The organism is Aeromonas sp. SG16, from assembly GCF_024436135.1.
GTDB classification, from domain to species: domain Bacteria; phylum Pseudomonadota; class Gammaproteobacteria; order Enterobacterales; family Aeromonadaceae; genus Aeromonas; species Aeromonas jandaei.
Genome location: NZ_JANFNW010000001.1, coordinates 1,481,151 through 1,496,165, shown reverse-complemented (window position 1 = coordinate 1,496,165; position 15,015 = coordinate 1,481,151). Strand labels below are relative to the sequence as shown.

The following is a 15,015-nucleotide window of genomic DNA, read 5'->3' as shown; positions in this document are numbered from 1 at the left end:
TGACTTGGGCTGATTGCAGGTTCGTTAGCGTTCAATCAGCGGGGCCGAGCGGTAGCTCCACATACCGTAGGTACGCAGCACGTCGCGGTAGATGCCGAGCAGCTCGCTCTGGCTCACGCTCGCCAGATCCTCGAGTGGTTTGTCGGGGAAACTGACGCTCACCACCTGCAATCCGGCAGGGCCGGTCTGGTCGCAGGCGGTTTCAAGCACCGCCTGACCGCGGCGGACATGGCTGGCGGAGCTCACCAGCACCGCGTAGTTGATCTGGTGGCGGGCGAGGGCATAGGCGCTGTAGAGACCATTTTCCACCGTACTGGTGGCGTAGTTCTCCTCGATGAGGCGGCTGCGGTCGATGCCGTGATTGGCCAGCCAGTCGGCCATCAGCTTGCCCTCGGTCTGGTGATTTTGCGGCACCCCGCCGGTCAGGATGATGAGCGAATCGGGATCCGCCTTGGCGAGCTTGAGAGTGGCTTGCAGCCTGCCCAGCAGGATCCGATCCATGGTGCCATCGGGGTTGAGGGCATAACCCAGGGTGACGATGGCGCGTTTACCCTCTTTGCTTGCCTTGAGCTGATCCTCGGTCAGCTCGGTCTGCAGCGCCATGGTGGTGACCCGCTGTACCCTTGCGATGATCTTGTCCAGATCGGCGGCACGCCCGCCGTTGCGATCTGCCACTTTGGCCAGGGCGGTGCGTGACGCCTCCTTGTTCCCTTTCACCAGCTGCCAGATGGCGAGGTAGCTGTTGATGTCGAGGTCATCGGGGGCGACAGCCTGCGCCTGCTCCAGCAGCGAGATGGCGCGGTCGATATTGCCGTTGTAGATCTGGGCGTTGGCCGCCGAGATGAGCAGGTCGGTGCGATAGGGTTCGAGTTTGTAGGCCGCCAGCAGCCGGTTGGTGACCAGCTCCATGTTGCTCGGCATCTTGGCGGTAAAGCCGGCGTGGGAGATCTTGGCCGGCGATTTGTAGATCTGCTGCGCTTCGGCCAGCAGCATGTCCACCACCTGGCGCTTGCTCACCAGGGTATTGAGGTCGCTCTCTATCTGCATCGAGCTTTCGGTCGCCTGCAGGGCGAGGGGGGAGAGAGCCAGCAGGCCGCTCAGCGTCAGGGCGAGAAGGGTCTGTTTCATCGAAGATTCCTCGGTCGGGCTGATTGCCACTGCGCGTCGCCAGTTGGCGGCGCCAAGCAAAGTCGCGTCAATTCAGTCGGTTAGTACCAAAACAGGCGGGCAATATAGCAGTTATCGGGGCGTCAAACTGTGAGTCGGAGCGAGTCGTGGGGGATGAGCCGCGTTCCCGGCTGCTCTTCCAGAAGGGCAGGGGGAGCGGTTTTCCCCCCTGCCATCGGCAGCATTGGTTCCCCAACCTATCTGTTATTTGGATAGGTTGGTTCTCAATCTATCGAATTTTGAGTTAGTTCCACATCGGGGAGACACGGGCTTCCAGTGTCTCCTGCTGCTCTTCGGGCATATCGCTGAAGAAGTTGAGGTGAGTCTGCTCCTCCACTTCACGCACCGACACCCGGTAGTCGGCGATCTTGCTAACGGGAATATCCTGTTGCGGCATGATAAAGGCGATGGCCTGCAGTTTGGCCGGATCCATCACGATCTTGTAGTAGGCGCTCGGGATCGTCACACCCTGACCGATGGACTCTTCAGAGCCGGTAAAGATGGGGCCGGTGATGACCTGCACATCCTTGCGGCTGATAGCCCATTGGCGTGCCTTCTCTTCCAGAATGCGCCACGCCTTCTGGTTGAGGGCTGGCAGCTGGGGTGTCATGTTGGTCAGCAGGAAGCTCTGCTTCATGGTGATATCGGTGGCGGCCATGTCGGCCGCGGGAGCCTGATGGCCACGGTCGTAGCCAGATCCCTTGTAGTCCGACAGGGTTGCGCGATAGGCGACCGGCACCTCCTTGTCCTCGGCAAAGGCATCCTTGCGCTTGATCTTGCCCTGTGCGCTCTGGGCGGTCATCCGGTAAGACACCCACTCGGAGACCTTGTGGTCGTAGTTGTAGCCTGCGGCATAGCCGTCGCGGCACAGTTTCTGATCCGCTTCGGAGGGGGTGCCAAAGCGCATGTGTTCCCCGCAGACAAAGCCCGCAGCAAAGAGCGGTGCAGTGCCGAGGGAGAGGGTGACAGCCAGAACCAATTTATTGATTTTTATCATTTTTGTGATGCTCCAGTTTAGTAGGCCGCATCATTTGATACACATCTCGAAGGAGCTTCAATTGCAGCTTGATGACACTTTCCGGATTTGTGACGTCTCGCCAAGAACTGTCGCGTGGATGGCTAATGTGTTTTAAATCAACGCCTTTCACCATGAGATGATGGAGAGTTGATTGAGGCTAAAAACAAGGGGCCCACAGTGGGCCCCTTGTTTTGGTACAAGATTGCGAGGGTCAGTCGTCTCAGGCCGCCTGCTCTCCCTTGTCTGCCAGCGTGCGAGCCAGCAGTGCTTCCGGGTTGTGGATCGCCTCCTTGGTCTTCACGTCGATGACCTCGATATCGGTGAAGCGCTCCCGGTTCTTGATCGCCACGTCGTGGGCGAAGATGACGCAGCGGGCGTTGGCGACATCCTTGGCGGTGATGCGGTTGATGATGCCGTTGGCGCCCTGGGTCTCGACCTTGATCTTGATCCCCTGTTTGGCGGCGGCCTTCTGCAGGCTCTTGGCGGCGAGGAAGGTGTGGGCTACGCCGGACGGGCAGGCGGTGATGGCCAGTACGTCCGCTTCCCCTTCCGCTTCAATCACCTGATAGTCGCTATCTGTGGTGGTGACCTCTTCCTCTTCACTTACCGGTTTTTTCAGAATGTTGACGATGACGGCTGTGGTCAGGGCGCCGAGGATGGTGCCGAGGATATAGCCCATCTTGCCTTCCACCACCGGCAGCACAATCCAGCCACCCCAGGGGGCGTGGTTGATGCTGTGCATCATAAAGCCGGTGATGTTGCCGACGATGCCGCCTGCCACGATGGCCGGGATAACGCGGACGGGGTCAGCGGCAGCGAACGGGATGGCACCTTCACTGATACCGATCATCCCCATGATGGCGGCCGCTTTGCCGGATTCACGCTCCTCTTTCTTGTAGCGCTTCGGAGACATGAAGGTGGCCAGCGCCATGCCGAGCGGCGGCACACAGATGGCGATACCGACGCCGCCCATCAGCCAGGGCTGGGTGTTGACCTGAGTCTGGGCAAACAGGGTAGCAACCTTGTTGACCGGGCCGCCCATATCGAAGGCGGTCATACCACCCAGAATGGCACCCAGCATCACTTTACCTGAGCCCGCCATGCTGGAGAGCCAGTGGTTCATCCCCTCCATCATGGCGGCGATCGGGGCGCCGATCCCCCACATCACGATGCCGCACACCAGGAAGGTACCGATCAGCGGGTAGATGAAGATGGAGCCAAGGGAACTCATGGAGTCCGGCAACTTGATCCGTTTGAGTTGATTGACCACGAAGCCGGCGATAAAGCCCACCAGAATGGCGCCGAGAAAACCGGTCTGATAGTGCTGCACGGCAATCCAGGAGCCGATCATGCCCGGCGCCAGACCCGGTTTGTCAGCCAGCGAGTAGGCGATGTAGCCGCCCAATACGGCGGTAAACAGGGTCAGGCCGGCGATACCCATGGTCGCCATATCCTTGAGGAAGCCCGCTTCCGGCACCGCGCCCTTGCCGCTCATCATCACCGACAGGGAGAGCAGCACACCGCCCGCCACGATAAAGGGGATCATGTGGGAAGTACCAAACAGAAGGTGCTGCTTCATGGTGTTGAGGCGATCCTTGAAGGTGCGCTCGGTGGGTTCAACCGGTGTAGTGGCTGCCGGTTTGGCGGCCGGGGCCGGTTTTGCAACGCTCGGGCCTTGTTTGAGCAGAGCCAGCGCCTGTTCTGTGGTGGCGGCGGCCTTCATCTGCTCGATAAAGCCCGGCTCCAGCAGACGGGTCGAGAGCTCGGCCAGCACCTCGATGTGGTGGTTGGCACCGCCATCCGGGGAGGCGATCATGAAGATCAGTCGGGTCGGTTTGCCATCTTCGGCACCGTACTCGATCCCTTGCTTGCTGATCCCGATGGCGATAGCCGGGCGACTGACTGCCGCGCTCTTGGCGTGGGGCAGGGCCACACCCTGCTCGAACCCGGTGCAGTCGAGCTGCTCGCGGGCCCAGACATCTTTGACAAATTGCTCTTGGTCAGAGACGGCGCCATCGCGCGCCAGCATCTGCGCCATCTCGTCAAACAGGGCCTCCTTGCTGGTGGCCTTCAGCTCCAGACAGATAAGTCTGCCGTTGGTTATGGTGGGTAACATTGCACTCTCCTGGCTCCGTTCCTGAGCTCGCTGGGTGGGGATTGGGTTGACTGGAATATTGTTCTCCCGTTGCCCCCTCGTCGAAATCGGACAAATGTGCCGTTTACTGGATTTTTGTGTGACATCCTCCGCCCTGTGACCCTGCTCGCAATTTACACAGCCTTGGGTTTAACCATGATGAATAAATAAAATCCTTTATAAACATATGGTTGAATTGCTGCTCATTATTAATCTCTGTTTGAGTGACGCCATTCTGGCAATCCTGCAGATGGAGATTTGTGTGAGTGGATCCGCCATAAAAAGTGTGAAGAGGGCAGCAAAAAACAGGATTTGGGTGAGGGACCCGCTGAGCAATGTTGTGACGAGAGTGAGGAGCAAAGGGAGGAGGAGAGAGTGATGACCAGCCCAAATATTCGATTGGCTCAGCTAAAAGCAATCGTTTATTTGATTGGGCAGTTGGCGGGATCCGGTTGTCGAAACAGGTGATACATTGGCCAAGTGCCGTCAGCCCTGAGTCGCGTTCAACATGTGTGACTCGCTAAAACAAGGAGATATTCTGATGGAAAAACTAGACCAAGAGGTCGACACCATGCGCCAGGAGCTGGAGCGTCAGCTACAGCAGCAAGCCCACAACAAGTGGCAGGCGAGAGTCGATGCACTGCAGCAGGAGCGCTCCGGTGATTATCAGGAAGAAGAGGTAGGGTAACCGCTCAATTTATCGTGTGAGCCGATAAGAGCCACAGTCCGGTTTTGCTATTGGCAACTCTGCGTAATAACGCAACCCCGCAACGCTTGTACGCTGCGGGGTTGTTTATTTGGGGAACGCGTCAGATTGACTTGCCCTCGAAGAGTAGTCTTCAGATCCGGAACTTGCGCACCACATCCTGCAGCTGGCTTGCCAGCAGGTTGAGGTCGTTGCAAGCCTGAGCCATTTGCTTGGCGCCGGTGGCGACCTCTTCCGAGGCGTTGCTGATATTGACCACGTTGCGGTTGAGCTCCTCGCTGACAGCTCCCTGCTCTTCGGTTGCCGTGGCGATCTGGATGTTCATATGGGAAATGCTATTGACCGAGCTGCTGATCTCGCCAATGGCGGCACCTGCCTCGCGGGCTGTATGAACCGTCTCCGTCATCATATCCTGACTCTGTTGCATGGTGACGCCCGCTTCGTTGGCGCGCAGCTGCAGTTCGGAGATGATGCGATTGATCTGGGAGGTGGAGTCCTGGGTGCGTTTGGCCAGAGTGCGTACTTCATCGGCGACCACGGCGAAACCACGACCCTGTTCACCTGCCCGTGCGGCCTCGATTGCTGCATTCAGTGCCAGCAGGTTGGTCTGCTCGGCAATCCCCTGAATCACTTCAAGCACCATGCCGATATTTCGGCTGTCATCACCCAGCTGGCGGATTACCAGTGCAGTCTCTTCGATGGCGGTAGCCACTTTCTCGATCCTGCCGATGGAGTCATTGACGGTCTCGCTGCCCTGTGCAGCAGTATCGCTGGCGGAAGTCGCTGCGCTGGCGGCGTCGTTGGTGTTGCGGGCAACCTCCAGTACCGTGGCCTGCATCTCGTTCATGGCGGTGGCCAGCTGGTTGAGCTCGTGCTGCTGTGTCCCCATGTTGTTGGCCGATTGCAGTGCCACCGCGCTGATCTCTTCAGCTGCCGCTCCCAGTTGCACCACCGAGCCAGAAACCTCGTTGACCAGCATGCGAAGATTGGATTGCATCTCGTTGAATCCCTGAGCCAGTTTGCCCAGCTCGTCATGGGAGAAGCATTGCATATCGAGCTGGCTGGTGAGGTTGCCTGCTGCCACCTGGCGGGTCTGCTCCAGCAGGGTCATCACCGGATTGCGGATCTGCCGGATCAGCAGCCAGGCCACAATAATCACGAACAACAGGGTTAGCGCACCGATCGTAGTGCTCAGCAGTTTGGCTCGCTCATAGGAAGCCTCACTCTGTTTGGTCAGTTGATTGGCGACCCGATCGTTCTCCTTGCGTAGTTCCAGACCATCCTGCCCGGCCTGTTCAAGTGCTGTGCGGGACTCATTTTTGATCAACGACAGCACCCGAACCATGTCGCCCTGTACGATGGCCGTTTGCAGGTTGTCATGGACGGAGAAGTATTTGGCTGCAGCAGCCTGCAGGTCGGCGAAGATATTGCGATCTTGTTCCGAGACAAAAGGCATAGATCCATACCGTTGTTCGGCGGCAGTGAACTGGTTTTTTGCCGCCTCGAAATTCTGTGTGCTGTTGCTGAGGGAGGCGGAATCCTTACCCAGTGCATCGATCACCATGTTCAGCTCGGCACGGCGAGCATCCAGCAAGGCCACGTGCATCTGGCTGGATGCCCGGATGGAGGGGACAATATTATCAGTGACCTCGCTGGCATCACGGTAAATATTGGATAGTTGCGCAGTGGCAAACCAGGCAAACCCAAGCATCAACAATGCGAGAGTGGTAAACGCCATTATCAGCTTTTGCCCTATTGTCATTTTTGTCAGCATATAGCCTCTTGTATCTATCATTTTTCAAGGAAATCGATATGTGAATTTTTATATCGACCACGGGATGTGATACCTTAAAAATAAATCAAATAAAAGCGAGATTAATCACAAGGGAAATGAAATGTTCATTTTCTGACATCAACCGTGTTTGGCTGACATGCCAGAAATAAATATCAGATCCATCACCAGTCATTTTTATTATTGATAGAACCATCTAGTTATTTTTGTCGAATCACTTTGTATTTTTAAATCCAGTGTGGTCATGGCTATCAAGTTTTGTCGTTGTTTTTTCTTTTTAATTCAATTGCTTTGTTTTTTTTGGATTGCTGATGGGTGTTGGCTGGTTATGTCCGTTTGACACTATTTATCTGCTAAGTGAAATGACGGCGAGCAGGTTTTGGTTAATCAAAAGAGAACTCTTTCATTTCACTGAGGCTTGCTTCGTGGTTGTACCAGAATGACATATGACGACATCTAGGAAATGGCATGAAAAAAATGCATCGGCGAGCTATCTCCATGGTTATTTTGGTTCTTATTGGAACCGATAAATAAAAGAGATAAGGAGTGCACTATTATTTTTCTCTCCTCATATTATCCAGATGATCCGGATATCATTCCTGTTTGAGCGGACGCCGAATATGTTCCTCCAGCAGAGTGAGCTCTCTGAATCAGGAGTTAATCAAGCACTGACGGCCAGTGGGAAGCACAGCAGGGTTGAGTTTAGTGTTAGGTTCAAGGTGCGATGGCAGAGCCAAGCTGAGCCGCCAAAAGAGAGTAAGCAGAGGAGAGGCATACCGAAAAACTGAGCGGTTTGCCAAATAGTTCATATGTGCTGTGTGAGGGAGTTGTGAGAGGGATAGGGAATATCAGCCCCTTTTCATTGAGCGCCAGGAGAGCTGGCCTTCCCCCACAGCCCTTCCGTGGCTATTTATTGTTGCCCGCCATCATTTTGCAACTGCCACTGCTGCAACTGCTTTTTCAGGGAGCCTTCGCCCGGGGGGATAAAGTCGTCGAGCAAAAAGCAGCGTTGATCGCCCGATTTTTGCAGCTGGAGGGTGACCTCCTGCGGCTCCTGCCGGGTATCTGTCATCGCCAGACGGTAGCGCATGGTTACGGCCACCGTGCTGTCGCTGCTGCTGGTCGCACTGAAGGTGATGGGCTCAACCACATCACCATCCTGCGCGTTGGTCCAGGGATCGGCATCAATGGCGCACACCTCCCCGTCGGCATTGCACTCGGCCTCGCGGCTCAGCACGCTGAAAAAGTCCGGGGTCAGCAACTCTTTGATCCTGGCCGGATCGGTGTAATAGAAGTTCCGGTGATGCTCCCAGAACGCCTTGGCATGCTTGATGGCAACGCCGTCGTCGCAAGCGGCATAAACCGGGTTGCCCAGCAGTGCCAGCAGCAGAAGCGGGAGTGCAGTGCGGGCTTTCATGGTGTGGTTCCTGACCTGTGCCGGTTGACGAGGAAGGGTCATGGCGGTCTCCGGAAAAAGGGGGGGTTAAACGGGCATCATAGTCAACGATGGGCGTTGCGAAAGAGGAATGTGGTGAATTTATGCCGCACATCAAGAATTTTGGCAGCAAAGGTCACATCCGAATGGAGCCAGCTTTTCGGCTGAAAACTGCGCAATGAACTGATTCGCAAGAAAAAGGGCCATCGATGATGGCCCCTTCGTTTATTCGGTAATGGCGTTTGCGCCTTAGCTGCGGTTGCCGGCGCGGGCGACCCGCCCTTCGGCCAGCAGCTGGTAGCTGCCGGTGGTGGCCGGGATAAAGGCAGACTGGCCCTTCTCGAGACGCAGTGTCTCATCGCCGCGCTTGAGGATCACGGTTGCATCGATGGCAAACAGGATCTCTGCGCTGGCGGTGGTGAGCTGGTGCTCGCCAGCCGGATAGACGCTGAAGGTGAAGTCAGGTACCGGTACCTCGAAGTGCTGCACCGATCCTTCAACATGGGGAGCAAGCAGGATCTGGTCGTCCGGTTTGGCCTGGCAGCGGGTACAGTCCAGCAGTTCTGCCACATCGATGTATTTGGGGGTGAGGCCGGCGCGCAGCACGTTGTCCGAGTTGGCCATGATCTCGAGGCCGGTGCCGCGTACATAGGCGTGCGGGGTGCAGGCATCGAGGAACATCGCCTGCCCGGGCTTGAGGGTCACCACGTTCAGCAGCAGCGGCGAGAAGAGGCCGACGTCGCCCGGATACTGGGCCGCCAGACTGGTGATCAGTGCAAAGGTCTCCTCATCCTGATGCTCGCTAGCAAAGGCCAGCAGCCCCGCCAGCGCCTCCTCCTTGCGCGCCCCTTCCAGTACCAGCAGCTGGTGGAAGAAGTGCTGCAGCCCCGCTTCATTCTGGTTGGCGGCAAGGGCTGCGGTCAGATCGGCGATGGCCGCCAGATTGACCCGCTCGAACAGTGCCAGAATGGCGGGGATGGCGCGAAAGCCGTTCATTGCCTGATAGGGGGTGAGGGCAAACACCAGCTCCGGCTTGTGGTTCGGGTCCTTGTAGTTGCGATTGCTCGCCTTGATATCGATGCCTGCGGCCTCCTCTTTGGCAAAGCCCGCTTCGGCCTGAGCCTTGCTCGGGTGCACCTGAATGGAGAGGGCCTTCTCGGCGCACAGCACCTTGAACAGGAATGGCAGGCTGCCAAAACGGGCGAGGGTGGCCTCACCCAGCACGGCGGCGGGGGCGCGCTCGATCAGGGTCGAGAGCTTCTGGGTCTGGCCCGCCACGACTACGTCGGAGCAGCCGTTGGGGTGGGCGCCCATCCAGAGCTCGGCCTGGGGTTTGCCCTCCGGATTGGCAATGCCAAACAGGGTGGTGAGGGAGTCATGACTGCCCCAGTCATAGCCTTGAATCGGGTTTTGCATCAACAGAAAGGAGGGCAGATCGCTACTGCTCATAAGGGACGCCTCGTCTAGTTTGAAGAAAATCGGGTGCAGAAAAGGGTGGCATTGCTGCTGTGGACCGGACTATAACATGGGCGGTCGCGCGCGCCGCAACCGCTTGCCTCTCTCTTGATCAGGATCACCATGTCTCTCATCTTCAGCCAACTGCTCGACGGAGCCCTGAGCGAACAGGTTCCATTTGACCAAATCTGGTTTGCCAGTGAACAGGGGGTACCCCCCGGTTTCAGCTATCAGGTCAACTTTCCCCGCCTCGAACTGGTGTTCAGCGGCGAGTATCTCAACCAGATCTGGGACAGGGAGGAGGGGGTCAGGGAGATCAGCGTATTGCCGGGACAGGCGCTCTATATTCCCCCCAACGGCTGGAACAAGCCGCTCTGGACCACCGACTGCTCGGTGCTGAGCCTGCTCTTTGGCAAGCGCCAGCTGGGCTTCAGTCTGGTGAGCAAGCGACGGGAAGACCCCGATTTCTTCGATGTGCAAAAGCACAGCATCATGGCGCGAGCGGGCCACGTCATCGAACACATACTGGCGGCGCTCAACGTGCTGGCCGAGGATCCCGGTCGCTCTCCCACCGACGACCACCTGCTGCAGGCGTTGTTGTCGAGTGCTCGGCAACTGCTGATCGCCTCTGCCACAGATCGACCGCGGGGGGCGGATCTCTTCCACGGGATCTGCATCTATATCCAGGAAAATTTTCACCGCCCCATCACCCGCGACTCCATCGCCCACCGCTTCAACGTTTCGGCCAGCCACCTCTCGCACCTGTTTCGCGAGCAGGGCCATATGCGCCTTGCCGATTACATCAGCTGGGTACGGATCGATCGGGCCAAATTCATGCTGAAAAAGTACCGCTTTCGCCTTGAAGAGGTGGCGAGCCGTTGCGGCTACAGCGACGTGAACTACTTCTGCCGGGTGTTCAAGCAGAAGACGGGATTGACCCCGACCCAGTATCGCTCCCTGAGCCAGCCCCAGAACCAGAGTCATGAGCTGGCGCAATAAGCGGGGGCAAAAAAGGGTCGTGGTCGGAGTGCAATCGCCACTGCCAACGGGGCTCTACCTCTTTGGTCTGACATGCGAGCTCGCCATTTTATTATGAAAATGAATGGGCTAAGATGGCCGCGCGCAACAAACAAGTTGATAACAAACGGAAGTTAGGAGATGCCGATGGAAAGCAAAGTAGTTATCCCGACCCAGGGCCAGAAAATCACAGTCGACGCCAGCGGCAAGCTGCAGGTTCCCAACCATCCGATCATTCCGTTTATCGAAGGGGATGGCATCGGTGTTGACGTAACCCCGGCCATGTTGAATGTGGTGAATGCTGCGGTCGAGAAAGCCTACAAGGGCGAGCGCAAGATCGCCTGGATGGAGATCTACACCGGCGAGAAGTCGACTCATGTCTATGGCGAAGGTGCCTGGCTGCCGGCCGAAACCCTCGATTTCATTCGCGAATACTGCGTGGCCATCAAGGGCCCGCTGACTACTCCGGTCGGTGGCGGTATCCGCTCTCTCAACGTGGCTCTGCGTCAGGAGCTGGATCTCTACATCTGCCTGCGCCCGGTGCGTTACTACGACGGCACCCCGAGCCCGGTGAAACGTCCTGATCTGACCGACATGGTGATCTTCCGCGAAAACGCCGAAGACATCTACGCCGGCATCGAATGGAAGGCCGACAGCGCCGAAGCGAACAAGGTGATCGCCTTCCTGCAAAACGAGATGGGCGTGAAGAAAATTCGCTTCCCCGAGTCCTGCGGGATCGGCATCAAGCCGATGTCCAAGGCCGGTACCGAGCGTCTGGTGCGTGCCGCCATCGAGTATGCCATCGACAACGATCGCGACTCCGTGACTCTGGTGCACAAGGGCAACATCATGAAGTTCACCGAAGGTGCCTTCAAGGATTGGGGTTATGCTCTGGCTCAGAACGAGTATGGTGCCCAGCTGATCGATGGCGGCCCCTGGTGCTCCTTCAAGAACCCGAAAACCGGCAAGACCATCGTCATCAAGGATGTCATCGCCGACGCCTTCCTGCAGCAGATCCTGCTGCGTCCGGCCGAGTACGACGTTATCGCCTGTATGAACCTCAACGGTGACTACATCTCCGATGCGCTGGCCGCGCAGGTGGGCGGTATCGGTATCGCACCAGGTGCCAACATCGGTGACGGCGTGGCCCTGTTCGAGGCAACTCACGGCACTGCGCCGAAATATGCCGGTCAGGATAAGGTCAACCCGGGTTCCCTCATCCTCTCCGCCGAGATGATGCTGCGCCACATGGGCTGGGTCGAAGCGGCCGATCTCATCATCAAGGGGATGGAAGCGGCGATCCGCAACAAGACCGTCACCTATGACTTCGAGCGTCTGATGGAAGGGGCGACCCTGCGCTCCTGCTCCCAGTTTGCTCAGGACATGATCGACCAGATGTAATGTCTCTGCTTGCCAGAAAAGACAAAACCGGCGCCATGAGCGCCGGTTTTTTTATCTCGAGTGAGTGGAGAAGGTCAGATGTTGGCCGCTGCCAGATACTTGGCCATCTCCTCGGCCGGGACCATGCCGCCGCCGGTGGCCCACACCAGATGAGTGGCGCGGGCCATGGTTGCCGCGTCCAGTCCCTGCGCGGTTTGCCATGCCGGTTCGGCCGCTACGCGCCACGGGCCAGCCATGCCAGCTAGAGCAGAAGGTTCTAGTTTGATCTGCTCATCGCGCGCCAGCAGTCCCAGCAGGTCATACATCTCCTGATCGCTCAGGGTGTAGAAGCCCGCCAGCAGCCGCTCCATGGCGCGGCCGACGAAACCCGAGGCGCGCCCCACTGCGAGGCCATCGGCTGCGGTGAGGTTGTCGATGCCCAGATCCTGCACCGCAATGGCATCGTGCAATCCGGTATGGACCCCCAGCAGCATGCAGGGGGAGTGGGTCGGCTCGGCAAACAGACAGTGGACATGGTCACCAAAGGCGAGCTTGAGACCAAAGGCCACCCCGCCCGGGCCGCCGCCTACGCCGCAGGGCAGGTAGACGAACAGCGGGTGGTCGGCATCCACCTTGATGCCCATCTGGTCGAACTGCTTTTTCACCCGCTCGCCCGCCACCGAGTAGCCGAGGAACAGGGTGCGGGAGTTCTCGTCATCGATAAAGAAGCAGTTGGGATCGCGCTCGGCCTCTTTGCGCCCCTGTTCCACCGCGACCCCGTAATCTTCGGCATATTCGACCACGATGGCTCCATGTTCACGCAGTTTGCGTTTCTTCCACTCCCGCGCGTCGGCAGACATGTGGACGGTGACGGTAAAGCCGAGCTTGGCGCTCATGATGCCGATGGACATGCCAAGATTGCCGGTGGAGCCTACCGCGATGCTGTACTGGCTGAAGAACTGGCGGAACTCCTCGCTAAAGAGCTTGCGGTAGTCATCCTCTTCTCGCAGCAGACCGGCTTTGATGGCCAGCTGCTCGGCATGGGCCAGCACCTCGTAGATGCCGCCGCGCGCCTTGATGGAGCCGGAGATGGGCAGGTGGCTGTCTTTTTTCAGCAGCAGCCTGCCGGTGACTTCAACGCCGTAACGCTGGTTGAGCGTGGCCTGCATCGCCGGAATGGCGGCGATGTCGGACTCCAGAATACCGTTGCTGGCGCGGGTCTCGGGGAAGGCTTCGCACATGTAGGGGGCGAAGCGGGCCAGCCGGGCGGAAGCGTCCGCCACATTGTTGTTATCGAGCCCCACATAGGGCAGACCGGCAGCCAGAGTGGTGGTGTTGGGGTTGAACCAGGTGACCTGCTCAAGCGCGATCAGGGATTGCACCAGTGGAAATTGCGCTGTGAGCTGTTGTACGTCGATGTTTTTCATAGTGTTCTCGGTCTTGTTACACGATAAAGGAGAGCAGGAAGGTACCGGCCAGCGCCATCAGGGAGGCGACAAAGGTGGCGGTGGTGTAGTACTTGAGCGTTTCGTTCAGGGTGGCGCCACAATACTGCTTGACCAGCCAGAACAGAGAGTCAGTCACCATGGTGCAGCCAATGGCACCGGAGCCGATGGCGAGCGTCATGATCTCCGGGCTGATGTTCGGGTAGTGCACCATGATGGGGGAGACGATGGCGGTGGCGCCCATCATGGCGACGGTGGCGGAGCCCACTGCGGCGTGCAGCACGATGGCAACCAGCCAGGCCAGCAGAATGGGGTGCATATCCAGCTGGGAGAGGATGGTGGCCAGGCTATCGCCCAGGCCACTTGCCTTGAGCACCCCGTTGAAGGCGCCACCCGCACCGATGATGAGCAGAATGTTGGCGATGGAGGAGAAGCACTCCTCGGTCTTGTTAAGCAGTCCCTCCATCTTCATTTGCTGGCGGATCCCCAGCACGTAGTAGGCGCTGAAGGCTGCGATAAACATGGCGGTGATGGGGTTGCCGATAAATTCCAGCACAGTGTAGAGGTGGCTGGCGTGATCCATGTTGAGCTCGGCGACCGTCTTGGCCAGCATCAGCAGAATGGGCAGCAGTACGGTAAAGAGCGAGGCGCTCAAGGTCGGGAGAGTGGCCTCATCGCGCGCCTTTATGTCGGCAAAGGCATCGGGTACCCCCTTGAACGGGAGCCGGTTGCCCAGCAGTTTGAGGAACAGGGGGCCGCCGATAAGAGAAGCAAAGAGGCCGACCGCCAGACCATAGACGATGACGGAACCCACATCGGCGCCCAGCTGATTGGTGACATAGAGGGCAGCAGGGTGCGGCGGCACTATGCAGTGCACGGCCATCAGGGCGGTGCAGAGCGGAATGGCCAGCTTGAGCAGCGAGGTATTGGTCTTGCGGGCGATGGAGAAGGCCAGCGGGATCAGCAGCACCACGCCGACTTCGACAAACAGGGTGATGCCACATACCAGACCAACCAGCACCATGATGACATCCGGCGAAAGCCAGCGGCATCTTTGCAGGGCGAGGCCGATGCGCTCCGCCGCGCCCGACACCTCCATCATCTTGCCGAGTATGGTGCCAAGGCCGATGACGGCGGCGAGAAAGCCGAGCGTGCCGCCAATCCCCTCTTCCATGGCGCTGACCATCTTGAGGGGCTCCATCCCCATCAGGGTGCCCACATAGAAGCTGGCCAACAGCAGGGCCAGAAAGGGGTGGATCTTGCCCTTCACTATGGTGACCACGATAAGAACGATGCTACTTAGCAAGGTAGCGATGACCCATACCTCTGAACTCATACTGCGCCTCGACATCTGTTGTGTGTGATTGTTTATGCGCTATTGAATGAAAATGAGGCGGGGCTGACAAATGATGAAATCGACCACTTGGATGAGCTGAAGTGATGCAAAATGGCCTTATTGGTCACAT

11 protein-coding genes are annotated in these 15,015 nt (G+C 58.0%); 3 read left to right on the top strand and 8 right to left on the bottom strand.

Annotated features, from left to right (window positions below; translation table 11 throughout):
- Positions 1–24 precede the first annotated feature (24 nt).
- From NOM67_RS06805 to NOM67_RS06795, 3 genes are all read right to left on the bottom strand, one after another.
- Positions 25–1,128, bottom strand: coding sequence for a YdcF family protein (locus NOM67_RS06805; protein ID WP_201908011.1), 1,104 nt, complete (start codon positions 1,126–1,128; stop codon positions 25–27).
- 283 nt (positions 1,129–1,411) lie between these two features.
- Positions 1,412–2,164: a DNA/RNA non-specific endonuclease gene (locus NOM67_RS06800; RefSeq protein WP_042031250.1), complete on the bottom strand. Its 753-nt coding sequence runs from the start codon at positions 2,162–2,164 to the stop codon at positions 1,412–1,414.
- 241 nt (positions 2,165–2,405) lie between these two features.
- Positions 2,406–4,301 carry a PTS fructose transporter subunit EIIC gene (locus tag NOM67_RS06795; RefSeq protein WP_255934972.1) on the bottom strand — a complete coding sequence of 632 codons (1,896 nt, stop codon included), beginning with the start codon at positions 4,299–4,301 and terminating at the stop codon, positions 2,406–2,408.
- Positions 4,302–4,860: 559 nt separating this feature from the next.
- On the opposite strand from NOM67_RS06795, the gene NOM67_RS06790 reads away from it, so the two are divergent.
- A complete protein-coding gene (locus NOM67_RS06790; RefSeq protein WP_165791294.1) occupies positions 4,861–5,007 on the top strand; it encodes a hypothetical protein in 147 nt (48 codons plus the stop codon).
- Between the two features lie 151 nt (positions 5,008–5,158).
- On the opposite strand, the gene NOM67_RS06785 is transcribed toward NOM67_RS06790, so the two are convergent.
- From NOM67_RS06785 to manA, 3 genes are all read right to left on the bottom strand, one after another.
- A complete protein-coding gene (locus tag NOM67_RS06785; RefSeq protein WP_255934971.1) occupies positions 5,159–6,799 on the bottom strand; it encodes a methyl-accepting chemotaxis protein in 1,641 nt (546 codons plus the stop codon).
- Positions 6,800–7,727: 928 nt separating this feature from the next.
- Positions 7,728–8,276, bottom strand: coding sequence for a hypothetical protein (locus tag NOM67_RS06780; protein ID WP_255934970.1), 549 nt, complete (start codon positions 8,274–8,276; stop codon positions 7,728–7,730).
- 225 nt (positions 8,277–8,501) lie between these two features.
- Positions 8,502–9,701, bottom strand: coding sequence for a mannose-6-phosphate isomerase, class I (manA, locus tag NOM67_RS06775; protein ID WP_255934969.1), 1,200 nt, complete (start codon positions 9,699–9,701; stop codon positions 8,502–8,504).
- A 129-nt stretch (positions 9,702–9,830) separates the two neighbouring features.
- Between manA and NOM67_RS06770 the strand changes: the two genes are divergently transcribed.
- Together NOM67_RS06770 and icd are read left to right on the top strand one after the other, a co-directional pair.
- Positions 9,831–10,706 (top strand): AraC family transcriptional regulator, encoded by an 876-nt coding sequence (locus tag NOM67_RS06770; RefSeq protein WP_255934967.1) that lies wholly within the window; start codon positions 9,831–9,833, stop codon positions 10,704–10,706.
- Between the two features lie 165 nt (positions 10,707–10,871).
- On the top strand, positions 10,872–12,125 hold the full coding sequence (gene icd, locus NOM67_RS06765; RefSeq protein WP_033114311.1) for an NADP-dependent isocitrate dehydrogenase: 1,254 nt from the start codon (positions 10,872–10,874) through the stop codon (positions 12,123–12,125).
- A gap of 74 nt (positions 12,126–12,199) precedes the next feature.
- Here icd and NOM67_RS06760 read toward each other — a convergent pair whose 3' ends face one another.
- Both NOM67_RS06760 and dsdX read right to left on the bottom strand, forming a co-directional pair.
- A complete protein-coding gene (locus tag NOM67_RS06760) occupies positions 12,200–13,531 on the bottom strand; it encodes a D-serine ammonia-lyase (protein ID WP_156853398.1) in 1,332 nt (443 codons plus the stop codon).
- 16 nt (positions 13,532–13,547) lie between these two features.
- The gene (gene dsdX, locus NOM67_RS06755) at positions 13,548–14,885 is read right to left on the bottom strand and encodes a D-serine transporter DsdX (RefSeq protein ID WP_255934966.1); all 1,338 of its coding nucleotides are present in this window, start codon (positions 14,883–14,885) and stop codon (positions 13,548–13,550) included.
- Between the last annotated feature and the right edge of the window lie 130 nt (positions 14,886–15,015).

Coding starts and splice junctions, on each gene's coding strand:
- NOM67_RS06805 (WP_201908011.1), bottom strand. CDS start 1,128: ATGAAACAGACCCTTCTCGCCCTGACGCTGAGCGGCCTGCTGGCTCTC.
- NOM67_RS06800 (WP_042031250.1), bottom strand. CDS start 2,164: ATGATAAAAATCAATAAATTGGTTCTGGCTGTCACCCTCTCCCTCGGC.
- NOM67_RS06795 (WP_255934972.1), bottom strand. CDS start 4,301: ATGTTACCCACCATAACCAACGGCAGACTTATCTGTCTGGAGCTGAAG.
- NOM67_RS06790 (WP_165791294.1), top strand. CDS start 4,861: ATGGAAAAACTAGACCAAGAGGTCGACACCATGCGCCAGGAGCTGGAG.
- NOM67_RS06785 (WP_255934971.1), bottom strand. CDS start 6,799: ATGCTGACAAAAATGACAATAGGGCAAAAGCTGATAATGGCGTTTACC.
- NOM67_RS06780 (WP_255934970.1), bottom strand. CDS start 8,276: ATGACCCTTCCTCGTCAACCGGCACAGGTCAGGAACCACACCATGAAA.
- manA (WP_255934969.1), bottom strand. CDS start 9,701: ATGAGCAGTAGCGATCTGCCCTCCTTTCTGTTGATGCAAAACCCGATT.
- NOM67_RS06770 (WP_255934967.1), top strand. CDS start 9,831: ATGTCTCTCATCTTCAGCCAACTGCTCGACGGAGCCCTGAGCGAACAG.
- icd (WP_033114311.1), top strand. CDS start 10,872: ATGGAAAGCAAAGTAGTTATCCCGACCCAGGGCCAGAAAATCACAGTC.
- NOM67_RS06760 (WP_156853398.1), bottom strand. CDS start 13,531: ATGAAAAACATCGACGTACAACAGCTCACAGCGCAATTTCCACTGGTG.
- dsdX (WP_255934966.1), bottom strand. CDS start 14,885: ATGAGTTCAGAGGTATGGGTCATCGCTACCTTGCTAAGTAGCATCGTT.